Origin of the sequence: Ruoffia tabacinasalis (assembly GCF_042652985.1) — a bacterium.
Classification (GTDB): Bacteria; Bacillota; Bacilli; order Lactobacillales; family Aerococcaceae; genus Ruoffia; species Ruoffia tabacinasalis.
Map to the genome: position 1 here is coordinate 19003 of NZ_JBHSHQ010000059.1, position 20800 is coordinate 39802.

At 38.2% G+C, this 20800-nt stretch carries 18 protein-coding genes and 1 pseudogene; 8 read left to right on the top strand and 11 right to left on the bottom strand.

The annotated features are described in order from the left end of the window. Nucleotides 1-124: 124 nt before the first annotated feature. Both ACFO5Y_RS09680 and ACFO5Y_RS09685 read right to left on the bottom strand, forming a co-directional pair. A pseudogene (locus tag ACFO5Y_RS09680) lies at nucleotides 125-1293 on the bottom strand (IS256 family transposase). 197 nt (nucleotides 1294-1490) lie between these two features. Next, nucleotides 1491-2438: a hypothetical protein gene (locus tag ACFO5Y_RS09685; RefSeq protein ID WP_197105009.1), complete on the bottom strand. Its 948-nt coding sequence runs from the start codon at nucleotides 2436-2438 to the stop codon at nucleotides 1491-1493. Nucleotides 2439-2699: 261 nt separating this feature from the next. On the opposite strand from ACFO5Y_RS09685, the gene ACFO5Y_RS09690 reads away from it, so the two are divergent. After that, nucleotides 2700-3641: a CorA family divalent cation transporter gene (locus ACFO5Y_RS09690; protein ID WP_197105008.1), complete on the top strand. Its 942-nt coding sequence runs from the start codon at nucleotides 2700-2702 to the stop codon at nucleotides 3639-3641. Between the two features lie 47 nt (nucleotides 3642-3688). Here ACFO5Y_RS09690 and ACFO5Y_RS09695 read toward each other — a convergent pair whose 3' ends face one another. From ACFO5Y_RS09695 to ACFO5Y_RS09710, 4 genes are all read right to left on the bottom strand, one after another. Beyond that, on the bottom strand, nucleotides 3689-4648 hold the full coding sequence (locus tag ACFO5Y_RS09695; RefSeq protein ID WP_197105007.1) for a DUF6933 domain-containing protein: 960 nt from the start codon (nucleotides 4646-4648) through the stop codon (nucleotides 3689-3691). A 30-nt stretch (nucleotides 4649-4678) separates the two neighbouring features. Beyond that, nucleotides 4679-5947 (bottom strand): UV DNA damage repair endonuclease UvsE, encoded by a 1269-nt coding sequence (gene uvsE, locus ACFO5Y_RS09700; RefSeq protein ID WP_197105006.1) that lies wholly within the window; start codon nucleotides 5945-5947, stop codon nucleotides 4679-4681. Between the two features lie 83 nt (nucleotides 5948-6030). Then, entirely contained in the window at nucleotides 6031-6717 is a 687-nt protein-coding gene (locus tag ACFO5Y_RS09705; RefSeq protein ID WP_197105005.1) for an ABC transporter ATP-binding protein, read from the bottom strand. A gap of 10 nt (nucleotides 6718-6727) precedes the next feature. Beyond that, complete coding sequence (locus ACFO5Y_RS09710) at nucleotides 6728-7822, bottom strand: ABC transporter permease (protein ID WP_197105004.1); 1095 nt, start codon at nucleotides 7820-7822, stop codon at nucleotides 6728-6730. A gap of 143 nt (nucleotides 7823-7965) precedes the next feature. On the opposite strand from ACFO5Y_RS09710, the gene ACFO5Y_RS09715 reads away from it, so the two are divergent. Continuing rightward, the gene (locus ACFO5Y_RS09715) at nucleotides 7966-8532 is read left to right on the top strand and encodes a TetR/AcrR family transcriptional regulator (RefSeq protein ID WP_197105003.1); all 567 of its coding nucleotides are present in this window, start codon (nucleotides 7966-7968) and stop codon (nucleotides 8530-8532) included. Between the two features lie 41 nt (nucleotides 8533-8573). Here ACFO5Y_RS09715 and ACFO5Y_RS09720 read toward each other — a convergent pair whose 3' ends face one another. Then, entirely contained in the window at nucleotides 8574-9839 is a 1266-nt protein-coding gene (locus tag ACFO5Y_RS09720; protein WP_197105002.1) for a DUF2130 domain-containing protein, read from the bottom strand. A gap of 736 nt (nucleotides 9840-10575) precedes the next feature. Further along, nucleotides 10576-11490: a nuclease-related domain-containing protein gene (locus ACFO5Y_RS09725; protein ID WP_197105001.1), complete on the bottom strand. Its 915-nt coding sequence runs from the start codon at nucleotides 11488-11490 to the stop codon at nucleotides 10576-10578. Nucleotides 11491-11999: 509 nt separating this feature from the next. Between ACFO5Y_RS09725 and ACFO5Y_RS09730 the strand changes: the two genes are divergently transcribed. The 3 genes from ACFO5Y_RS09730 to ACFO5Y_RS09740 all read left to right on the top strand — a co-directional run bounded on the left by ACFO5Y_RS09730 (nucleotide 12000) and on the right by ACFO5Y_RS09740 (nucleotide 13210). Continuing rightward, nucleotides 12000-12263, top strand: a complete 264-nt coding sequence (locus ACFO5Y_RS09730; RefSeq protein ID WP_197105000.1) for an ArsR/SmtB family transcription factor — start codon at nucleotides 12000-12002, stop codon at nucleotides 12261-12263. A 91-nt stretch (nucleotides 12264-12354) separates the two neighbouring features. Beyond that, nucleotides 12355-13074 carry a DegV family protein gene (locus ACFO5Y_RS09735; RefSeq protein WP_231606933.1) on the top strand — a complete coding sequence of 240 codons (720 nt, stop codon included), beginning with the start codon at nucleotides 12355-12357 and terminating at the stop codon, nucleotides 13072-13074. Continuing rightward, nucleotides 13067-13210, top strand: a complete 144-nt coding sequence (locus tag ACFO5Y_RS09740) for a hypothetical protein (protein WP_231606932.1) — start codon at nucleotides 13067-13069, stop codon at nucleotides 13208-13210. The genes ACFO5Y_RS09735 and ACFO5Y_RS09740 overlap by 8 nt, the downstream gene beginning before the upstream one ends. A 37-nt stretch (nucleotides 13211-13247) precedes the next feature. On the opposite strand, the gene ACFO5Y_RS09745 is transcribed toward ACFO5Y_RS09740, so the two are convergent. Genes ACFO5Y_RS09745 through ACFO5Y_RS09755 form a run of 3 tightly spaced genes read right to left on the bottom strand, consistent with a single transcriptional unit; the run spans nucleotide 13248 to nucleotide 18113 of the window. Continuing rightward, nucleotides 13248-14648, bottom strand: coding sequence for a tellurite resistance TerB C-terminal domain-containing protein (locus tag ACFO5Y_RS09745; RefSeq protein WP_197104999.1), 1401 nt, complete (start codon nucleotides 14646-14648; stop codon nucleotides 13248-13250). 20 nt (nucleotides 14649-14668) lie between these two features. Beyond that, entirely contained in the window at nucleotides 14669-16783 is a 2115-nt protein-coding gene (locus ACFO5Y_RS09750) for a DEAD/DEAH box helicase (RefSeq protein ID WP_197104998.1), read from the bottom strand. Between the two features lies 1 nt (nucleotide 16784). Further along, nucleotides 16785-18113 (bottom strand): BREX system ATP-binding domain-containing protein, encoded by a 1329-nt coding sequence (locus ACFO5Y_RS09755; RefSeq protein WP_197104997.1) that lies wholly within the window; start codon nucleotides 18111-18113, stop codon nucleotides 16785-16787. A gap of 534 nt (nucleotides 18114-18647) precedes the next feature. On the opposite strand from ACFO5Y_RS09755, the gene ACFO5Y_RS09760 reads away from it, so the two are divergent. The 3 genes from ACFO5Y_RS09760 (at nucleotide 18648) to ACFO5Y_RS09770 (ending at nucleotide 20644) form a co-directional block, all read left to right on the top strand. After that, a complete protein-coding gene (locus tag ACFO5Y_RS09760) occupies nucleotides 18648-18983 on the top strand; it encodes a hypothetical protein (protein ID WP_197104996.1) in 336 nt (111 codons plus the stop codon). Between the two features lie 124 nt (nucleotides 18984-19107). Beyond that, nucleotides 19108-20181: an iron-containing alcohol dehydrogenase family protein gene (locus tag ACFO5Y_RS09765; RefSeq protein WP_197104995.1), complete on the top strand. Its 1074-nt coding sequence runs from the start codon at nucleotides 19108-19110 to the stop codon at nucleotides 20179-20181. A gap of 274 nt (nucleotides 20182-20455) precedes the next feature. Continuing rightward, on the top strand, nucleotides 20456-20644 hold the full coding sequence (locus ACFO5Y_RS09770) for a transposase (protein ID WP_197105027.1): 189 nt from the start codon (nucleotides 20456-20458) through the stop codon (nucleotides 20642-20644). Nucleotides 20645-20800 lie beyond the last annotated feature (156 nt).

Genomic DNA, 20800 nt, shown 5'->3' on the forward strand with positions numbered 1-20800 from the left:
GTCTTTTTTTATTTATCTGGAATTATAAGGTGATTATCTTAAGGTTTTTGAGGTAAGAGGGTGTCAAGTCCATAATCTTGTGTAAAAGTCTCAATGTAGTTATATCATCTGGTCATCATGCCAATTACACTTGTAAGAATGTCCGAGCGTTATTTTCCCAATTTTCGTGGAAATCAATTAATATCGAACCGATTAAACGCTCTGCAGAGGCTATATTTGGATAAATTCCAATCACTCTGTCTCGCCGTCTAATTTCACGATTCAGACGCTCAACTGAATTGGTTGTGCGCAACGAAACATGAAAAGCTTCGGGTTCTAACATATATTGAATCGCATCCTCAAAACCATTATCTAAAATCTTTAAGGCTTCAGTATACTTGGATTATCTTTAAGTTGCGATTCATAGGCTTGTTTCAACTCACGCGCATGTTGTTGTGTTGGTGCTTGGAGGATCTTTCTAAGCATTTTTCTTTCTTCTTTACTGTTCTTTTTAGGCATTACATCAATAATGTTTCTAATAAAGTGAAATGTACAGCGTTGCCAAATAGTCCCTACAAAAACTTTACGAATCGCTTTTTTCAGTCCAGCATGGGCATCAGAAATAACCATGGTTGGTGTCTGTAGTCCACGCGAGCGTAAATCTAGAAAGAAGCGTGACCAGGCTGCTTCGGTTTCTTCTTCTGAGACCATAAAACCGACGATTTCTCGTTTATTTATATCATTAACACCTTGGGCGATATAAACAGCTTTAGACACGACGCGATTGTCCTCTCTCACTTTGATATACATTGCGTCTACATATAAGTAACGAAATTTAGAGTGCGATAACGACCGTTGTTTAAACGCTTCAATTTGTGGATCTAATTCCTGCATGATGTCTGAGACAAAGGACTTGGATACATTTTCGCCACAGAGATGTTCCACTATTTTCGTGACTTTTCGAGTAGAAACACCCATAATGACCATCTCAATCATCCCAAGGACAAACGCTTTATCCATCCGCTGGTAGCTGTTAAACACGTCTGTTTTAAACTCGCCTGATCTCGTCCGTGGTACTTTTAAGTTGATGCTCCCGATATTTAGCATGAGGTCCCGTTCGTAATAGCCATTCCGCTGATCTTTTCGTTCCGAAGTCCGTTCATAGTTCTCTGCTTTAATGTAGCGATCACGTTCAACTTCCATATAAGCGTTAAAGACAGTGACAGCTAATGATTTCATCATCGCATTCATATCGCTATTCATGACTGCCTCTGTTAATTCTTCTAAATTTAAGGTAATATTTAATTGAGCCATAATAATCTTCCTTTCAATGTTTGTCTGTCAACTACATTGTACCAAAGAGATTATTATGGTTTTTTACTTTTACACAACTAAAGACAAACCGCACATCCATTTGGCTTGAGTTCCGCTCTAAATAACAAAAAAGCTTGGAAACCGAGTTTCCTCAGCTTCCAAGCTCCATTTTTATTGATAACTATAACCAATTATTTTTATTCGACACTAGATTCTTCTGACTCTACAGACTCTTCAACAGATTCTTCTGCTTCATCGGCCGATTCTTCAGCTGACTCTTCAGATTCCTCTTGCTCAGGACTTTCGATGACAGATCCAGCTAGAGCGTCAATAACCACTTCTTCACTCATCATCGCTTCTGGTTCTTCAACTTCTACTGTCCAGATAGGACCTTCTTCTTGATCTTCTTCAGGTTGTAAGAAATCCCAGAAATCTGACGCATCTGCTTTTAGATTCCAATGGATTGCTTCTCCGTTTTCAACTTCACCTAAAGCTAATTCAGTTGCTGCATCGATTGTAATGACGCTTTCCATATCTAATGTTGGGCGTTCTTCTTCAGTCGGTGCTTCTTCTGAAGTTGCTGACTCATCTTCTGCAGCGTCTTCAACAATAGAATCGTCTGACAGTTCAGCAGACTCTTCGTTTTCGACAATGTCCGCTTCATCGGCTACTTCGCCTTCTACCGGATCAGATTCAACTGATTCGCTTGTCGCGTCCTCAGCTGCATCGTCGCCATCTAAGAAATCGAATAAGCCTTCATTGAAGCCACTTTCTTCAACTTCACCGTCTTGCCATACAACTTCTAATTCAATATCTTCTTCTGCATTAAACGCATTTACAGTAATATTGTAAAGTTGCTCATCACGATTGTATTCTACATCAATCTCTTCAACTTCTGCATCTGGGTATTCAGATTCTAACATTGTGATAGCTTCTTCAAGTCCCATTTGCACATCACTTGCTTCTACATCTGCGGCTTCTTCAGTAGATTCTTCCGCCACTGATTCCTCTGCTGCCGATTCTTCAACAACTTCTGACGTTTCCTCTTCGCTACTTACTTCCTCAGCATAAGCTAAAGGCGCCACACTGACTAATAACGAAGCACTTAAACTCACTAACAACATTTGACGTAATGATTTTTTCATAATGAATCCTCCTTAGGAATTAACTTTTTGAAACATTCGTCTGACTTAATGCCATTATATAAAAACGCTTTCTAAATGTAAAATAATTGAACTTAGAATATAAATTTTTTTATAACATCATGCGTAAAACCAAATATATTAACTTTTCTGAAAAAAGAAATAAATTAAAATTTCTATAGATATATAAAGATAACAGCGCTTTTGTTACTAGAACATACTTTAACGTTTAAACTTAATATAACCAATAAAGGAGGTAATAATATGGCTCAAACATTTAAATTTAAAGATGGCAAGTTTACTGAATCTAGTAGCGACGAGGCAAGTGTACTTTTCTTTCACTCCCTTTCAAGTGAAGACAAACAAGACTATGTCGCGCACTTTAATTTACCCAGTGATGTTTTTGCTCTTGATGAGATTCCTTCCGTTGCCCCTCGCTTCGAGGAAATTCCCCATCAAGATTCTGATGATTCTTTAGTTATTGTATTTTCGAACGTCTCAAATGGAAACAATCATATTCCAGTCGAAGACCGTTTTGAAACATTGACCTTTATTTTACAGAACGAGCAATTATTTTGCTTCTTACAAGAAGATTCAGTTTTCGATCAAAACTTAATCCATCATTATAAAGACAAGTTTGACTCAATTGAATCTGTTCTAGTTTATGCGGGAATTCTAATGTATTCAAATTTATATGCCGAATTACAACAGCAAAAAGTAGCCATCGATGATTTAAATAACAAAGCCAAAAATTCTACGAGTGGAGATGTCCTTCGAAAAGTAGCTGATACAGAACGGAATCTCGTTATTTTAGAACACACGATTGAAACCTTGGATGAAACGGTATCAAAGTTATTAGCAACTGAAACATTCACTAACAAACTTGACAACTCAGCACTAGAGTACGACCTTAAGTGGTATAACCGTCAAGTCATAAAGCTTGTCCACGTTTACCGTGACTTATTAGATAGTGTCAGCAGTTTATTTTCAGATCTTGTCAGCGACAACTTAAATAAATTAATGAAATTCTTAAACTCGCTCTCACTTGTTCTCGCTTCAGCCAGTTTAATTTCCGAGTTTTGGGGAATTAACGCCGGAGGCTTACCAGGAGAAAATTCTGATTACGGAACACTTGGAGTCCTCATTTTGGTTGTTATCTCAACTGCTTCAATGGCTATCTTCTTAAAGAAAAAAGATTACTTTTAAACGTCAAACACACCCATGAATCATTTCACGGGTGTGTGTTTGCGTTATTAATAATCAATATCGAATGAAGTATAAATGAACAAACTCTTACCCGCTTCGACACTTTCGCCAATGACATCTTTAATTTCTTTATGTTGAGAAGCAGTTATTTTATGCGCGTCGGCTAAAAATCGGTAATATTTCTTCAACGAAGTCCCCATCTGTTGCACGCCTGTTTGCGACTGAACAATCCCTTTATCAACGATATAACCACTCAAGAATAGAGTTAAAAAGTCAAGTTCGTTTAAGTCAGGTTGATAACTTCGATATACTAGTAATTCTTGCACATATAGATTTGCATTATCGTTATGCCGTTTTACAACTTTGTCACTCAGCTCTAGCTCTTCTTTTAAATAAATGCCAAAAGCAGCGATCGCTTCATTAGTATTAGCCTTAAACGACGTATCAACGAATTCCGTCTCTTCTTCTTTAAACTCATTGTCTAAAATATCTAAGTGATTTTCAAAAGCCATGCGAGTTGTTTCGTCTGCTGTTTTGTAATCATTCGACGAGAAGATATGGTCATTCAAAGCCGCCATTATTCTAACTTGAGGAACTCGCTCCCAATCTAAAGGAAAATACTCTAGTAAATAAATATAGTTATTCACAATACTTGAAATCGTTCGGTTATGATTTTTGTTTACTTTAATACTTCGAGCATTTTCAAAATAACGGCGGATTTTTCCTTTTGGAATACCAAGCATTTGAAAAGCCAGTTGAATGCCATCTTCAATATGGGCATCTAATTGTTTCTTCTCCGTCGCATTGATATCCGCTAAAACGACCGGTAAAAAGGTTAAATCATTGACTAAAAACAAAACCTTTTTACGATTTACTGTAACGTAATTAACATGCCAAGAATAAAATGGATTTGTTTTTGAGAAATGTTTGGCACTTTTTTCATTGTCTACTTTCTCAATGTACGAAAACAAAGGTAATGTTTTTTTCGTTGGATTCATTACTAACATAATATCTCCCCTCTCTTAATTCCACATTTTTTATTCATTAAAATACAAACTCTTCTCCAAATAATCATTCGGATATTTCTTCAACAACCGCTTAAAGAACTGACGTAATTGACGCGAAGTTATTTCATTTGCTTGATACCTTGCGATATTTTTTTGATACGTCGCTGTCTCTTTGCTCGTTGCTTGCTTATTGAAGTAACCCCAAATATGTTGTGCTGCATTCACTTCTGCGCCCACATTCTCTGGCGCCACCTCAGCTTCTTCCAACAGTTCAATGAACAGCAAAAAATTAACATGTTGCTTATCTTTTAAAACATCCCGTATCTTCTGATAGATCCCAGCAGACTTAGCCAGAACGGAATACTTCCGCTTCGCCCACAGTTTCTCCGCAGCAGCCACATCTTGGTCCAAGTATACTTGAATCTTTTCTGCAGACCGATTCTTATCTTTAACTTCTAACATAATATCGAGAGGATACATATCAGGAAGTTGCTTTAGAAAAGCGACAAAAAATTTGATCGCTATCGTTTGGGAATGGGCACCGGCTTTTTTTCCAGGCGCTTGTTGACTGTAATGAATTTTTTGACGACCATCTGCTTCTTGAAATGTTTGCCCTGCTACTTGAATATACTCAGCCATTGGTGTTGGGTCGTCGGGCCGGCGAACTTCATGATGCAAATTATCAAAAATAACGGGTAATCCGGTCTGCTCACTAATAGAAAGAACATCATGAATACTATATAAACGCTCATCGTTTTCAATCACTAAATGCCCGCGCACGCGTTTAGATAACTGATTGGCTTGGTCAATAAAGCGTGCCATTGCGGCTTCTTTATCACCATACACCCCACCAATATGGATTATGATTTTGTTCGTCTGATTGCCTCCAAGTAGTTCTAACAATTCCGAATGGTACTCCAAGTCGTCAATCGCTCGTTGGACCACATTCATATCCATGGAATTCAAGACCGTATACTGTCCTGGATGCATCGAAATTCGTAACTGAGTTGATTGTACTTTGTCTTTAATACGATGGAACGTTGATTCAAAATACTCTTTCCAATCCAGGTCCACACCCTCTTTAGGCTTCGTCGCAAAAGGAATGAGATCACTCGATAGACGTAGTAAACCGATGCCGTGATCCACTGTATAAGTAATCATCTCTTCCAATGTCGCCAGATTCCACTCAATCAATTCAATCCATTTGTCATTTGTTAAATTATCAAAACGGCATGTCTTGAATCCTTGGCTAATATCGGGATTCAAACACGCGTAACCAATTCTTACATCTTGATTCATAAGTGACTCCTTTGTCTTTTGATTTATCATACTAAAAATAAAAAGAAAGATGGCATAAAATGCTCTCTTTCTTTTCATTAAATCTATTTGTTATTATCTGTATCTAAGCGCAACTCGCCGTCTTCCATGTAATACACTTTATCACAATATTTGATGAGTCGCTCATCGTGAGTTACCATGATTGTTGCTTTTTTCTGTTCCTTTGTTTGCTTAGCTAGTATTTCAACCACTTCAAACGCACGACTCGAGTCCAAACTAGCTGTTGGCTCATCGGCTAAAATCACTGACGGATCATGGAACAAGGCACGCGCAATCGCTACACGTTGGCGTTCTCCACCTGAAAGGTCGCTCGGATATTTATCCCGTAAGTCCGTAATATCTAATTGTTCTAATAAGGAATCCACTCGATCTTTTTCGAATGCCTTTTTTTCGATTTTATTCACAAGACGCAACTGATCCTCAACTGTTAGGAAAGGTATTAAGTTAGATGCTTGTAGGATAAAGCCGATTTCTTTAAAGCGTAGCTTCGTTCTTTTCTTATCATTCTCTTCACTGAACTTGTTGCCATTAATCAAGACTTCCCCTTTACTAGGCGCTTGAAGGCCTCCAATAATCGTTAGAAATGTACTCTTACCTGAACCACTTGGTCCGATAATCGCAACAAATTCTCCCTCTTCAACCGAAAAGTTCGTATCTTTTAAGGCTGTAATCTCTTTACGTCCATCATCGAATGTTTTGGACACATTTTTTACTTCAATTGCTTTCTTCATCTAATCCCTCCTATCCAATCGCTTCTAGCGGATCAATTTTGGCTACCGTTCTCACTGAGAAGAACGCGCCTAATAAGGCAAACAAGACAATTAACACGGTTATAATTAAGATAAAGTACATATTAAAGGCAAATGGCACCGTACTTGGTAATACCAGAGCTGTCCCCATCGTAAGCAACAAGCCAACTGCTACACCAATGACTGATAAGATAAAGGTCTGGCTTACAACGGATGTCGCAATGTACTTGGTTGAAATCCCTTGGGCTTTCATCACACCAAACATGCTTGATTTTTGAACCGTCAACACATACATGAATATCCCAATCACAACTGCCGCAATAATAATTAAGAAAATAATCATCAGCCCAAATGTTAATACTTGTGCGGTATATCCAGGTATTTCTTCAATATATTCAGAAATTGGTGACAATTCTAGGTCTTCATTATCCAACTCGACACTATTTAAATCATCATCACGAATAATAAAGGCACTCACACGCCCTTCATCCGAATCATCAATTGCTTCGAACCGCACGTCTTGGTATGTTGAAACAGTTGTGTATAGTACCGGAGCGACATTGAATTTCGCGTTGTCGGTAAAACCAACGACTTCAACTTGCTCATCATTTCCCGCAAGATTTAAAACGTCACCAATTTCAATACCAAACTCTTCGTGGATACTAATATCTGCCACAACTTGAAAGTCTTCTTGAAACATCTCACCTTCAACGATATTTGGTGCAATAAATTGCTCTGAATCAATTCCGAAGAATGTCACTGAAATTTTATTCTCTTCTTGTTCAGCTTCAGTCTGATTATCGCGACTTACAACACTTGCAGTTTTTCCTAGAACGGCTATCTCGTCAGCTTCAATATCATTGATTAAACCTTGTGGCATCATTGACATATTAATATTTGAATTGGCTTCGTCTGCCAATACAATTGCTTGTGCTTCCCATTTATCCACACTTGTTCGGTTATCTTGAGCCAAACCGAAGGCTAAGCCAGTTAAAAAATAAACTAAATAACTCACTAATACTAATACACCGACGATTAATGAAAAACGCGTCTTGGCGTATTTAATTTCTTTCCAAGCTAAAAACATATCTTCACCTCTAATTTTATATTTAACTTATCACGTGATAAGTATATCAATCAATTTTTTCACATGCAAGATATATTTTTGGGATTCACCTAGTAAATTCTCGATTTCGATGTATAATATTAAAGAAGGAAGGAGCGAGTATATTGACCTCTAAAGAGATCTCAACGAGACAAATGATTATAGATACTGCCCGTAAAAAATTTATGACCAACGGTTACAAGGCAACTTCAACGCGTCACATCGCAAAAGAAGTAGGGATTACCCAGCCGAATCTCTATCATCATTTTCGAAATAAAGAGACTTTATACATTTCCGTCCTAGAACAACTCGGAGATGAAGTGAATATTCAACTGAATTATATTGCCCATAACAGTCATTTATCATTACATGAGCGTCTCAACCGTATGACCCGCTACCTCCAAGATAACGATCCCGTCGATATCTATACAATGATGAAAGATATGGAATCTGATTTATCTGATGAGAGTAAGACCAAATTGTACACTATCTTCTTAAATGGCTACAAACAACCTTTTGTAGATTTGTTTAAGGAAAATTTGACGAAGCTACGTCCGGACCATACTGCTGAGGAAATCGCTTCGCATTATTTTATAGTGATTGCCCCTTACATCAGCCCAGACATGCAACGTTATCAATTCGTCTCGATAGAAAGTATTGTCGATTTATTTTTACATGGAATTAAAATTTAAAAAAAGAGAAGCGCCTGGATAGATTCCAAGTGCTTCTTTTTTTAATTTAATGCATCAAATTTCGCTTTCATTGTTGGGTTCTTTCTCACTAATTTCTTAACCGTTAAGTCATCCGCTTTGTTATTGGCTAATCGCAAGTTGTTTTCGGAAGAGACTAAGGCATCTTTTGTTTTTTGCAGATGCGTAATCGTCTTATCAATTTCATCAATCGCTGTTTTGAACTTTCGACTTGCCAGGTCATAATTTCTAGCGAATGCCGACTTGAATGTATCGAGATCCTCTTCAAAATTTGTTATATCGATATTTTGTTCACGCATCAAAGCTACTTCTTGCTTGTACTCTAGCGAATTCATCGCTGCGTTTCGAAGGAGTGTAATAATCGGGATAAAAAATTGTGGACGAATCACATACATCTTCTCATATTCATACGATACATCAACAATTCCATTATTATAGAGTTCATTATCAGATTCTAACATTGAGACAAGAATCGCATATTCACATTTTTTGTCATTTCGGTTTTTATCTAGTTGCTTAAAAAAATGCTCATTCTTTTTCTTCGTTGCCGTTTCATCGCCTTCATTTTTCATCTCAAACATAATCGAGATAATTTCATTGCCGTGCTCATCGTTCTCACGATAAATGTAGTCGCCCTTACTTCCGGATTTAATATCGTTATCCTTACCAAACTCTGCGTTTTTGAAAGCTGTCATTCGAAGGCGGTTAAACTCAATTTCACAATGCTGTTCTAAAGTTTCACCAACCATTTTAGTCGATTGCTTCGCCTTAAAATCTTTATAAAATGCAATTGTCTCGTCTTTTAATTTCATTTCTGTTTCGTATTTTTCCTTAACTGAGTTTAACTCTAATTCCCGTTCCTTTTCCTGAAGCGTCATCTTAGACTCTAACTCCATCAGCGCTTTTTCTTTAGCTGCATTGCTTTCTGACAATTCAAGTTTCTTCTCATTTTCAATCGCTTGAATTCGCGCATTCAACTCAGTCAATTCTCTATCTTTTGCCGCTAAAGCTTTTTGTAGTTCGAGTTCTTTGTCTTTTTCTAGCGAAGCGGTTTTATTCTCCAGATCAGCGATAACTTTATCTTTTTCTGTAATTTGCTTGTCAAAGGAATTCTTCGTCTTTTCCTCAATTAGAGCTAAATTACTCTTATGTTGGGCGTTGATCTGCTCGAGTTTTTCATGAATCTCTTCATTAAATTCTTTTGTTCGAACTTGGGCTAAAATATCTGCATACCCCGCTTCGTCAATCGTAAATAGTGTCCCGCAGTGGGGACATTTAATTTCATTCATCAAAATACCTCCTGTAATTCTAACTAATTGTTATACCATTATACTAAAATTTAAGATGCGGTGGGAACTTGAGTCAAACAGCAATCAATTTGGCTTGAGTTGGCCGAACTCGAGACAAACCGAAATCCATTTGGCTTGAGTTGAGCTAACTCAGGACAAACCGCAATCTCATTTGGCTTGAGTTGACCCAACTGAGGACAAACCGTAATCCATTTGGCTTGAGTTGACCGAACTTAGGACAAACCGCAATCTCATTTGGCTTGAGTTGACCCAACTGAGGACAAACCGTAATCCATTTGGCTTGAGTTGACCGAACTTAGGACAAACCGCAACTCCATTTGGCTTAAGTTGACCGAACTTAGGACAAACCGCAACTCCATTTGGCTTGAGTTGAGCTAACTCAGGACAAACCACAAGTCCATTTGGCTTGAGTTGGCCGAACTCGAGACAAACCGCAATCTCATTTGGCTTGAGTTGACCGAACTTAGGACAAACCGCAATCTCATTTGGCTTGAGTTGACCGAACTTAGGACAAACCGAAATCCATTTGGCTTGAGTTGACCGAACTTAGGACAAACCGCAATCCATTTGGCTTGAGTTGACCCAACTGAGGACAAACCGTAATTCATTTGGCTTGAGTTGAGCTAACTTGAGACAAACGGCAACTCCATTTGGCTTGAGTTGACCGAACTTAGGACAAACCGCAATTCCATTTGGCTCAAGACGACCCACTATCTCATATTTGAATATCATAATACAAGCTGCTCGTCGCACCAATTATCTTATATCGACTTGTTAGGGCTCTAGAAATTGTTCGTTCGCTGATTAACTTACCACAAAACTCATAGATATTACGTCGTGTCAGCATTTTCGGGTGGTCGTAATACAAGTAGCGTAATTGGTAAGCGGTTCGCAGTGCTGCTTCGTGCTTATGTTCGGTTGTTAAGCAGCTACGACACTTTATGCTTTTATACTTAGATTGCGTTTCAAAACTTCCGCATGCTTTACAAGTAATACCTTTTCGCAATTCAGCAAACGATTCAAGTGGCAATGATTTCGGTACAAAAGGCGACGTTGCTTGATGTTTTTTCAAAACTCGAGACACACGATCGAGCTTTTGGTTCGATAGGGGGTAATCATTTCTTTCGCGAAACTTTCGTATAAATCGCTGCAATTGATTACGCATAACAATGTCGAATTCATTACCATGGTCCAATCGCACATCACTATGCTCATTAATAAACACCATCGCGCCAACTACTTTTATCTCTGGGCTCACTTCGGCAGCAATGTGGCGAATCCGATTCAACCGATGATTCATTTTAGCAACTTGATCGTCACTCATCAGACGCCCGTTAATATAACATTCTCTATCCTTATACTCAAAAAGACCATGATAATTTTTCACTTCTATAACAAGCCACTCTTGCTCAGAAATCACTAACATATCCGCTTCCAAGAGCTTGCCGTGATTAAACCAATAATTCGAAACATAATGCCAATGCTCACTACCGTACTTTTTGAACCACTCCAATTGCTCATTCTCTCCTCGAAAGCCCTGCTCTAAATTATAAAACTCTTTCTCCATCTCTTTACTTAAAAGTGCTTCACGAGTTCCACAAATTAATAACTGTTCCAACTTTTTACTCATTTAAAATTTTCACCTCCATATATAGATACGTAAAAAACACTGAATCCCATTTTTATTTTTTTAAAAAAGTTAAATAAAATAAGCCACATAAAAAGCAGACTTTAAAAACCTAATAATATTGTTAAAAAATATTCTAGTTTTAATATAATTCAAATAAGCGCATATGTTCAGTTCCCATTCAAAATACATTCTTACAAAAAATTATCCACTAAATATAATAATTTATAGCAATATTTGAGTCACTAGAGTATTATATAATTATATTAAAAAATTGTAACCTGGATGTTTTTTCATGAAAAATGCAAAAGTAACAATCACATTTTCAGGTAAACTTTAAGTTAAATCAGATGATACTGGCGGCTTAGTGAATGAAGAAATTAAAGACAGAGCCATGGAAGAAATTGCCAACGATATTAATTTTATTATATTTATCATCTGTTAATTTACTTAAAATTTAACTTATTACAATTTAATTATAATTAACAAATTTTAACTAAGGAGGACATAGTATGAGTATGGATTATGACGCATGCGCGAATTTACTTAAATCAATCAGTCATCCAATCAGGCTTTCACTCGTGAAGGTGTTATCTGACTGTGAAGAAATGAGTGTGGGCTCGATTCAAGAAGTCTTAGACTTACCGCAATCGACTGTCTCACAACAATTAATGAAATTAAAACAAGTAAATGCTGTATCAACACGCCGAGAAGGAACGAGAATTTACTACAAATTGATTGACCCCCGTATAAAACAAATCATTGAAATACTATAATACTCGTCATTTATAGAATTCCTTTAGCCGTTACATTGTGGTATTATGAACTAAAGTTCACTTATCAATTCAATAACCTATGGAGGCTATTATGACAAAATTTATTATTACCGCTGAAAGCGGATCTGATCTACCCAAAGAGCTAGTCGAACGTTACGGTGTACGCATCATTCCTATGCACGTCACAATGGGAGATGAGACACGCCCGGATGGAACTTTCCCAGTTAAAGAAGTCTTTGATTTCTATGAAAAGACTGGCACACTGCCTAAGACGGCTGGAAGTACACCTGACGACAATGCAAAATGCTTCCGTCAAATTTTTGAGGAATATCCAGATGCACATATTATTCATATTGCATATTCTGCAGTAACAACCGTCTCATTTAACGCAGCTAAAATTGCTGCGGAAGACTTTGAAAATATTCATCTCGTTGACAGCAAAAATGTGACGATTGGCCAAACTGCCATTATCAAAGCAACTGCTGAATATATTGAACATCATCAAGACGCAAGTCCTGAAGATATCATTGCCTTTGTTGAAAATATTCGCGAACGTACGCGTTTTATATTTTTACCAAATACATTGTTATATCTAAAAGCCGGTGGACGCGTATCAAACTTAGCTTTTCATGGTGCTTCACTTCTTAATATTCACCCAACCATTGTCATCGAAGATGGTTACTTAGTATCAGGGAAAAAATACCGCGGTAACTTTGACCGTTGCATAAAAAAAATGATCGCTGATTTCTTTAACACTCACACCCGGAGATCCAGAAACAGTGATGGTCGGTGGATCTCCGGGTGTGAGTGATGAAAATAAGGATTTAGTGTACAGTCTGTTAAGCCAACACAATGCGAATACAGATCAATGGTTTGACACTGGAGCAGTTATCTCAAGTCATGGTGGACCTGGTGCGATTGGTCTTCTAGGAATTGAAAGAGAATAATTACGAAAACAAAACCCACTCAGCCGAGTGGGTTTTATTAGTCTAACTCAGAAAAATCATTCTCAACAAGTTCATTTAATTCATCAATATAAAATTCATCGACAACAATCGCGTCACCTTCAACTACAACTACCTGATCTTCAAAAGCATCATATAGAAATTGATTCACGGCATGAATAAAGGCATTGAGTAACGTCCCATTTTCTCGACAAGTTTCTGTCACTTCAGTCACGCTGAGTGATGTTTCCTTTACAAGTCGTCTCACAAATTCCTTGTAAGTTTGATTTTCATCTACTGGTTGGTCCTTAGCTTCAGTCACTTCACTCACTTCGACTTCAACTTGCTCTTCTTCTTCAGAATCATCTTCACCTACAAAATCACTAATCATATTCACAACTGAAGATAAGTCTTTTTGTGAATCGGATATTTTTGTTGGATTTAATCGGATAACTTTAGGTTGTTTCTTCGTTGCGACTTCGATCAGTGAAGCATTGTGAGCCATAATTGCTTCAAATACCGCCTTACGGAAGCGACGGCTAAGATTGTCCTCATCGGCCTCAACTTTAATCTGACGCATTTTGTGTTTTTTCCGAATCGTATTTTCTGCTATTTTTAATAAGGATGACATGAAGCGATGATATTTATTCTCAGCAGATGGGTTTAAAGGACGCTTCACAATACGGTAAATAAACCGATTGCGTTTATCACTGCGCGTGGGTCCCTCTTCCCATTTGTCAGAAGTAATAATTTCCCAATAGTTTAAATAGAGGGAAACAATCTCATCTTTATGCTCACCTAGCCAAGGTTTTGTTGTCCTTGGTGTGGTTGATTGCATAATATTTAATTGCACTTGGGTCATGTCGTTTTCCTCACGGTACTTCCCGTCCATGTCCCACCACACTTCTTCTGTCCCGTATTCAGTTAGTCCAAATAACTGACGAAATTCAGGACTTGCAGGTGGTAATTCACTTAAAAATGTCTCCATGACAGCACCGATGACATTTAAATCCGATGGTTCAAAGGCTTGTTCAAGTAAATAAGTATCGTAACTTGAATAGGTGTCATAACTAGGTAGGTAATGATAAATAATATGTGTGCGTAAATACTTAAACAAGGCTTGGAACAAGTAATTGTTATCAAAGGCATAGGTCGTTGATCGTCGCATAAATTTCCTTAAGTTTTTTCGTCTCTTTTCAAAGTGGTGTTCTAACGCTTTCATGACTTCCAAATATAAAGAAGTCACAAGGTCTTGAAACTCACTCGAATAGACTAACTCATCATAATAACGGTCGACGTCAACAAATTCTAGCCAATCAATCTCTTTATCAATTGGTTTCGCAAATTGGATTTTCTCCGGGATCTCATCGGTTACATCAAATATATCTTCAAGATTATTACTTTTCCAATTTTTAATGGCGTCATAACGAATGAATTTCATCGAACACCCTCCTTTCAAAATCATTCTATCTCACTAAGATAAGCAAAAACAGTCATCAAGTCCAGTTGATTTTCAATCACATAATCGATCATTAAAGAACGTGGGACAAGCTGTTGGTATTTTAAATGATTTGTTTCACCTAAGAGTAAGGAATCTTCACGGTTAAAGAAATCATAAAATTGCTGGTAAGTCACAAGTGTATCGCGAATTTCCTGCATTGTCCGGTCCAAATCTTTCCCCATTAACGTGGTCGCATGTAGGTCGTTTATTCGAACGCGCTGGCCGGTAAACAATTCAATCATGTAAGCTAGCGTCCGGTTTGCTTTCGACCCTAGAAAAGTGACTAACCACGGGTCTCCTTGATCCGTTAATTGATAATAAAAACCATCTCGGTAGACGATCTTATCTGCAAGATGGTTTAACGTTGAACGGATTTCACCGCTGTAACGAGATTGGTCGTCCCGGTAAAGTATCTCTCGCATTCTTTGTCTCACGATATTGGACACATCTTGCCGATCCCGTGATTCAAAGTAAGCTTCCCCGACTTTCGCAGGCATGACATGAACTTGTTTCTGTTCAAATTCAATACCCAAAATTCGCCAGACTTTCCCACTTAATAAAATATTGTCCCCAGGTCTTAAGCCTGGTTCTAAGGCAATTGTTCCAATATGTTGCAACTGGTGATAGACTCTTAGTTCCGGTTCTGTAAAGAATTGCGTATAAAACTCAGCCATTCGAAGTAGAGGCTGCGCTTCATACCCAGAAATCAATTCAAAGTTATCGAGCAACTCTAAATATTCTTTGGACAGCATACTGTCAATTAATTCATTGATTTCCTCTTCCGTAATCTTTTCCCAAACTTTCCCACGTCTTAATTCGGTTAATAAATTAGGTCGCGTAAGCCCATTGTGTTCAATGACTAGAGAAATAATTTGATGTGCTAAGACGTCATAAGGTTTATTCACGGCAGGTGTGTTATCCAGTTGCCCTTCCTCTAACAATTCAATTGTCGCTAAGCCTTGAAGTAAACTCCAAGGTTCGTTGGCTATAAAGCGCAGTTTATTCACACCCGTTCGCCGTCCACTTCTCCCTATTCTTTGAGAAAGGGTCGACACATTGGGTGGCGCCCCGTATTGAACCACACTATCAACGGAACCAATATCAATTCCCAATTCTAAAGTAGATGTACAAGTGATTGTAAATTTACGTCCGCGACTTTCTTTTGCGAATTCTTCAGCGAATAATCGCGTTTGTTTAGGTAAAGAGGCATGATGAACAAAATACGAACTAAAATTCTGCATATCCGTCTCTGCTCTTTGATTTAAATTAGACCCGATCTTCTCAACTTTATTACGACTATTTGGGAAAACTAACATCGACTCCTTCAAAGAAGCTTGATAAATCACATCCATCTCTTGTTTGAAAGAATGCATGTCCCCTTTTGCTTTAGGAAAATAAAACACTTGGTGCTCCTTTTCATTCGCACCTCTATCAACAATGATGCTTGTCTCGCGTTGATTTTGAAAAAAGTCCTTCAAATTAATGTAGTCATCTTGATTAAGTGTGGCAGAAAGACCTATACAACGTGGTTCTCTTTGTGTATAAGTTGCTAAACGATTTAATAAAGATTGCAATTGTATGCCTCGGTTCTCACCTAAAAAGCTATGGATTTCATCAATAATAATCCAATCTGTTTCAGCGAATAATGTCCGAGCCTCATGTGGTCGTCCAACGAGCATTGCTTCAATGGACTCCGGCGTAATTAACACGATACCATTCGGTTTCTTCAGTAATTTCTTCTTCTTGGACGAATTGGCTTCACCATGCCAACTCGTAACGGTAATACCCATCTCACTACACAAAGACATCAAGCGTTTGAATTGGTCGTTAATTAGGGCTATGAGAGGTGAGATATACACTATTCGAACGCCCGTATCCCAATCTTCAATACTATTCATCGCAGGTAAGAAGGCCGCTTCAGTCTTTCCTGAAGCCGTCGGTGCAGCAATCACAAAGTTATTTGGACTTTCTTGGGCAAAGGTTATGGCCTTTTTCTGAATAGGTCGCAATTCTTGCCAGCCACTTTGATAAATATACTCTCTTAGTGAGCGGTTCAAACGTGAGAAAGCATCCATATTAAATTACCTCGATGATATCGTCATGATCGTCTTCATCTTTTTCTACTGGTGCGCTTAACTCACCAAATTTACTCTCAAGCGCCTCTGAAGCCTTCACTCCTGGGTTTTGACGCATGATCGCGAGTATTTCCATAAAATCTTTGATGACAGCCCGCGGTGTTAAAAATTCTGCAGCACCTGGTCGGTTTAATTGGGCTTCCATATAGCGAATAATTTCTGCTTCAGGAAAATCTATTTCTATACCGTAATTCACTTGATACACATTGAGTAAGTTTGCTAATAACGTATAAATTTCCTCATTCGTTAGAGGTTTCAAAGCTAAAGCTGTTCGGTCTGTATTGATATATTCAGAATCTAAACTTTCTTCTAATCCGAGTCTTCCTTGAAGAGCTCCGTAACTCGCCATTCCACGGCGTTGGTCGTAAACTGTCTTACGAGTCGCTCCGAAGTTTACAAATAATCCCCGTGCCACATCTGATTTACACTCATTATATATATTTAGCACACGCTCGTAATTGCGTTCTCTAGAAATTCCATTCGCTAATTTATATAAATTAACCGCTTCATCGAAATTCACCACAAAGCCACTGTAACCAATATCTAAGAATAACTCAGCCATTGTTTTCAGAGCGTCATACCAATTATCATCTTTAATAATTTGGTTAATCCCAAGCTCTTTTTTACTTTCAGTGACTGTGCGAATATCTCCTCGTAACCAGCGTATTGCGTGAACCGTTAGCTGGCGTTGATTGTTAATTAGGCCGTGATAGTATTTGATTAAAGCTTGACCTAATTCGTAAGATAAGCCGACAGATTTGAAAGAGGTAGTAATATCCAGAATAGTATTTTCAACATCAGTCACATACTTCGGATCCATCATATCAGCTTGACTGATGCCTTTATCTGCCCCAACCTTTTGAAAAACAGTCATCAGCCACTCTTCGATAATTGTGTTTAAAACATTACCGGATTGCGCTGTTTTATTAACTAAATTATTCATAATTTCTTTATATAAGGCAACGGCACTACCATCACTCGCATATAATCGACGGTTCGGTGTTAAATCTACCGTTGAACTCACAAAGTTTTTTTGTTGAGCTAAATTTTGAATGGTTTGTAGCATGAAACTTTTCCCGCTACCAAAATCTCCAACCCAAATTCGCAAATCACTATTTCCTTCTGAAACAGATTCTAAGATACGAATAACTTCTTCCACTTCGTTGCGTCGGCCCACTAATAGATGTTCAATTCCTCTTGTTGGAACGACTCCTGCCTCCAAAGCTTTAATAATATTATCTGCGTCTTTACGTCTAACTTTCACCGCCATTAAATACACTCCCTTTTAAAAACTATACGCCACGATTATAGCATAACACAAGGCTTAAACCAAACGTTTGTTCTGTTTTTGTAGGCGGATTTTTTGCGAATGGAACTGGAGACAAACCGTATCGCTATTTGGCTTGAGTTGGAGCAACTCAGGACAAACCCCTCGGCCATTTGGCTTGAGTTAGGGTAACTCAGGACAAACCGCAACTCCATTTGACTTGAGGTGTGGTAACTTAGGACAAACCGCTCATCCATTTGGCTTGAGTTGGGGCAACTCAGGACAAACCGCTCATCCATTTGGCTTGAGTTGGAGCAACTCAGGACAAACCGTATCTCCATTTGGCTTGAGTTGGGGCAACTTAGGACAAACCGCTCGTCCATTTGGCTTGAGTTGCACATTTTTTGCCATTTTGATTAAAATTAAATGAGCATTTGATAAATTTTGTATTTATTTTCTAATATTATGTAGTATACTATAGTAAACTAGTACCATTATTAAATTTTATCAACTATTAAATAGTAAGGGGTTAGTATAATGAAGAAAATTGCCCGTACCTTTGCTACTATTGCATTTATCTTAAGTGTTCTATATCTCATTTACCTGTATATAATGATTGATCAGTCAGCATCTGCGAATGAAATCAGTCTATCAGATCAATTTACTGCGCACATTGTTTCAGTTGGACTGGCATTTTTAATGAATGGTGTGGGCTTAGTCTTCAATTCGAGGAACTTCGTCTTAGCTGGCGCGTTTTTCTATGTTGCGGCCATCTTACAACTACCGGGAAACCTCTTCTTTGTGGCTGTGCAGGCACTCTTATCTGTTACTGCCTTTATTGTCGGGAAGCCGGAAAGAGACCAGTTTATATAGACGGCATCCTGCATGTCTTACGTGATAAAAAGTAGAAATCCATTCTTTAATCGGGTTCACTTGCCATATTTATTAAATTCCCCTATAATCAGAATTAAAATATTCTAATAAAGAGAGTGATTAAATGCCTTTAACTGTAAACTTACCCAACTTTACCATCGGAGAAAACGCCTATGACGAAATCGCCACTTACTGTGCACCTTTTGGAACGAAAGTTGCAATTATCGGTGGTAAAAAAGCCTTGAAAGCTAGCCAAGAACGTCTTTTAAATGCTCTATCCAGAACAGAATTAGAGGTCATAGACACGATTTGGTACGGGAAAAATGCAAACTTATCAAATATCGACCGTTTATCTGAAATTGAATCAGTCAAAGAGGCAGATATGTTGTTTGCAGTCGGCGGTGGTCGCGCCATTGATACGGTTAAATCAGTGGCACATAGACTAGACAAACCTGTCTTCTCATTCCCAACGATTGCCTCTACTTGTGCCCCAACCACCGCAGTGTGTGTCTTATATGAAGACAGCGGCGAGATGCACGGGTTAGAAATGCTTGCGCAGCCACCAGTACATTCATTCGCAGATAGTACGGTCATTGCTGAAGCACCAACTGAGTACTTATGGGCAGGGATTGGTGACGCAATTACAAAAGAAATCGAGGCGACATTTTCAGCAAGAGATCGTGAGTTATCTTTTGAAAATGACCTAGGCGTTAAAATTGTCCAAGGCTGTAATGAACGATTGGTTGCGAACGGAAAAGCAGCGATGGATGCAGCGAATGAGCACAAAGCGAGTCCTGCGATCGACAAAGTTCTACAAGAAATAATCGGTACAACGGCCTTAACATCAGTGTTAGTTGATAATGACTACAACTCAAACTTAGCTCACGCGCTCTATTACGGAGCGACAGCAACTAAGTCTGGAGAAACTCACTTGCATGGCGAATGGACGTGTTATGGGGCATTGGTCTTACTTACAATGGACAAACAATATGAAACACGCGATAAATTATTTGAATTCATGAAGAGCATTCATCTATCTACAAACTTAGAGCAGTTAGAACTGACATCTGAGGTAGACTTCAATAAGATGTTAGATAAGTGTATGACCATGGCTGATCTCAAGGTTTCACCGTATGAGATCACACGTGAAATGGTCGTCAGCGCAATACAAGAAGTTGAAGAATTGAATAAATTGTAAAGAAACAGGCAGGTAACTTTAGAATCGGTTACTTGCCTGTTTGTTTGGTTCTAACCTGAAGGCCAGTCCGGAAGAGTTCTTATAGGCCCTAGATGGCAAAATAAGCCGAATTGATTCTCTACTTTTAGAAGATTCTTTGGATGAATAGCGCTTTTGTACTCAGAAAATCAATCGACTCACTCAGGATATCGAAGTCGACTTCTTAGATGACTTTCTCACCGAGTACGAACTCCTCTTGGAAATTCCAGGGATAAAATAAACTGGAGCCGCAACAATTTTAGGTGAGATTGGTGCTAACATCGATGCTTTTTCATCAGTGGAATACTTAGCTTCTTGGACATGTTTATCTCAAGGTTCGTATGAAAGTTCTGGGATAAAGAAAGCCTATCGCACGACAAGAGGCAATAAGTATCTAAGGACAGCGTTAGCCGCCTGTGCCCAAAAACGATTAAGAATTGTCTGAACGGATCCATTACAATGCAGAGAAAGCATTAGGTCTGCGGCAACAGAGGCTAGTGCACAAATAAAAAGCCCCATTGTTTTTTAACAGGTTCTACAATAAATAGGGTTGATGACAAAAATTAAAATGTCATCAACCCTATCTTTGTGTCTTCTAAAA

Bases quoted from the DNA above. Each gene is read 5' to 3' on its own strand.
- ACFO5Y_RS09685 (WP_197105009.1), bottom strand. From the start codon at position 2,438: ATGAAAAAATCATTACGTCAAATGTTGTTAGTGAGTTTAAGTGCTTCG.
- ACFO5Y_RS09690 (WP_197105008.1), top strand. From the start codon at position 2,700: ATGGCTCAAACATTTAAATTTAAAGATGGCAAGTTTACTGAATCTAGT.
- ACFO5Y_RS09695 (WP_197105007.1), bottom strand. From the start codon at position 4,648: ATGTTAGTAATGAATCCAACGAAAAAAACATTACCTTTGTTTTCGTAC.
- uvsE (WP_197105006.1), bottom strand. From the start codon at position 5,947: ATGAATCAAGATGTAAGAATTGGTTACGCGTGTTTGAATCCCGATATT.
- ACFO5Y_RS09705 (WP_197105005.1), bottom strand. From the start codon at position 6,717: ATGAAGAAAGCAATTGAAGTAAAAAATGTGTCCAAAACATTCGATGAT.
- ACFO5Y_RS09710 (WP_197105004.1), bottom strand. From the start codon at position 7,822: ATGTTTTTAGCTTGGAAAGAAATTAAATACGCCAAGACGCGTTTTTCA.
- ACFO5Y_RS09720 (WP_197105002.1), bottom strand. From the start codon at position 9,839: ATGAATGAAATTAAATGTCCCCACTGCGGGACACTATTTACGATTGAC.
- ACFO5Y_RS09725 (WP_197105001.1), bottom strand. From the start codon at position 11,490: ATGAGTAAAAAGTTGGAACAGTTATTAATTTGTGGAACTCGTGAAGCA.
- ACFO5Y_RS09730 (WP_197105000.1), top strand. From the start codon at position 12,000: ATGAGTATGGATTATGACGCATGCGCGAATTTACTTAAATCAATCAGT.
- ACFO5Y_RS09735 (WP_231606933.1), top strand. From the start codon at position 12,355: ATGACAAAATTTATTATTACCGCTGAAAGCGGATCTGATCTACCCAAA.
- ACFO5Y_RS09745 (WP_197104999.1), bottom strand. From the start codon at position 14,648: ATGAAATTCATTCGTTATGACGCCATTAAAAATTGGAAAAGTAATAAT.
- ACFO5Y_RS09750 (WP_197104998.1), bottom strand. From the start codon at position 16,783: ATGGATGCTTTCTCACGTTTGAACCGCTCACTAAGAGAGTATATTTAT.
- ACFO5Y_RS09755 (WP_197104997.1), bottom strand. From the start codon at position 18,113: ATGGCGGTGAAAGTTAGACGTAAAGACGCAGATAATATTATTAAAGCT.
- ACFO5Y_RS09760 (WP_197104996.1), top strand. From the start codon at position 18,648: ATGAAGAAAATTGCCCGTACCTTTGCTACTATTGCATTTATCTTAAGT.
- ACFO5Y_RS09765 (WP_197104995.1), top strand. From the start codon at position 19,108: ATGCCTTTAACTGTAAACTTACCCAACTTTACCATCGGAGAAAACGCC.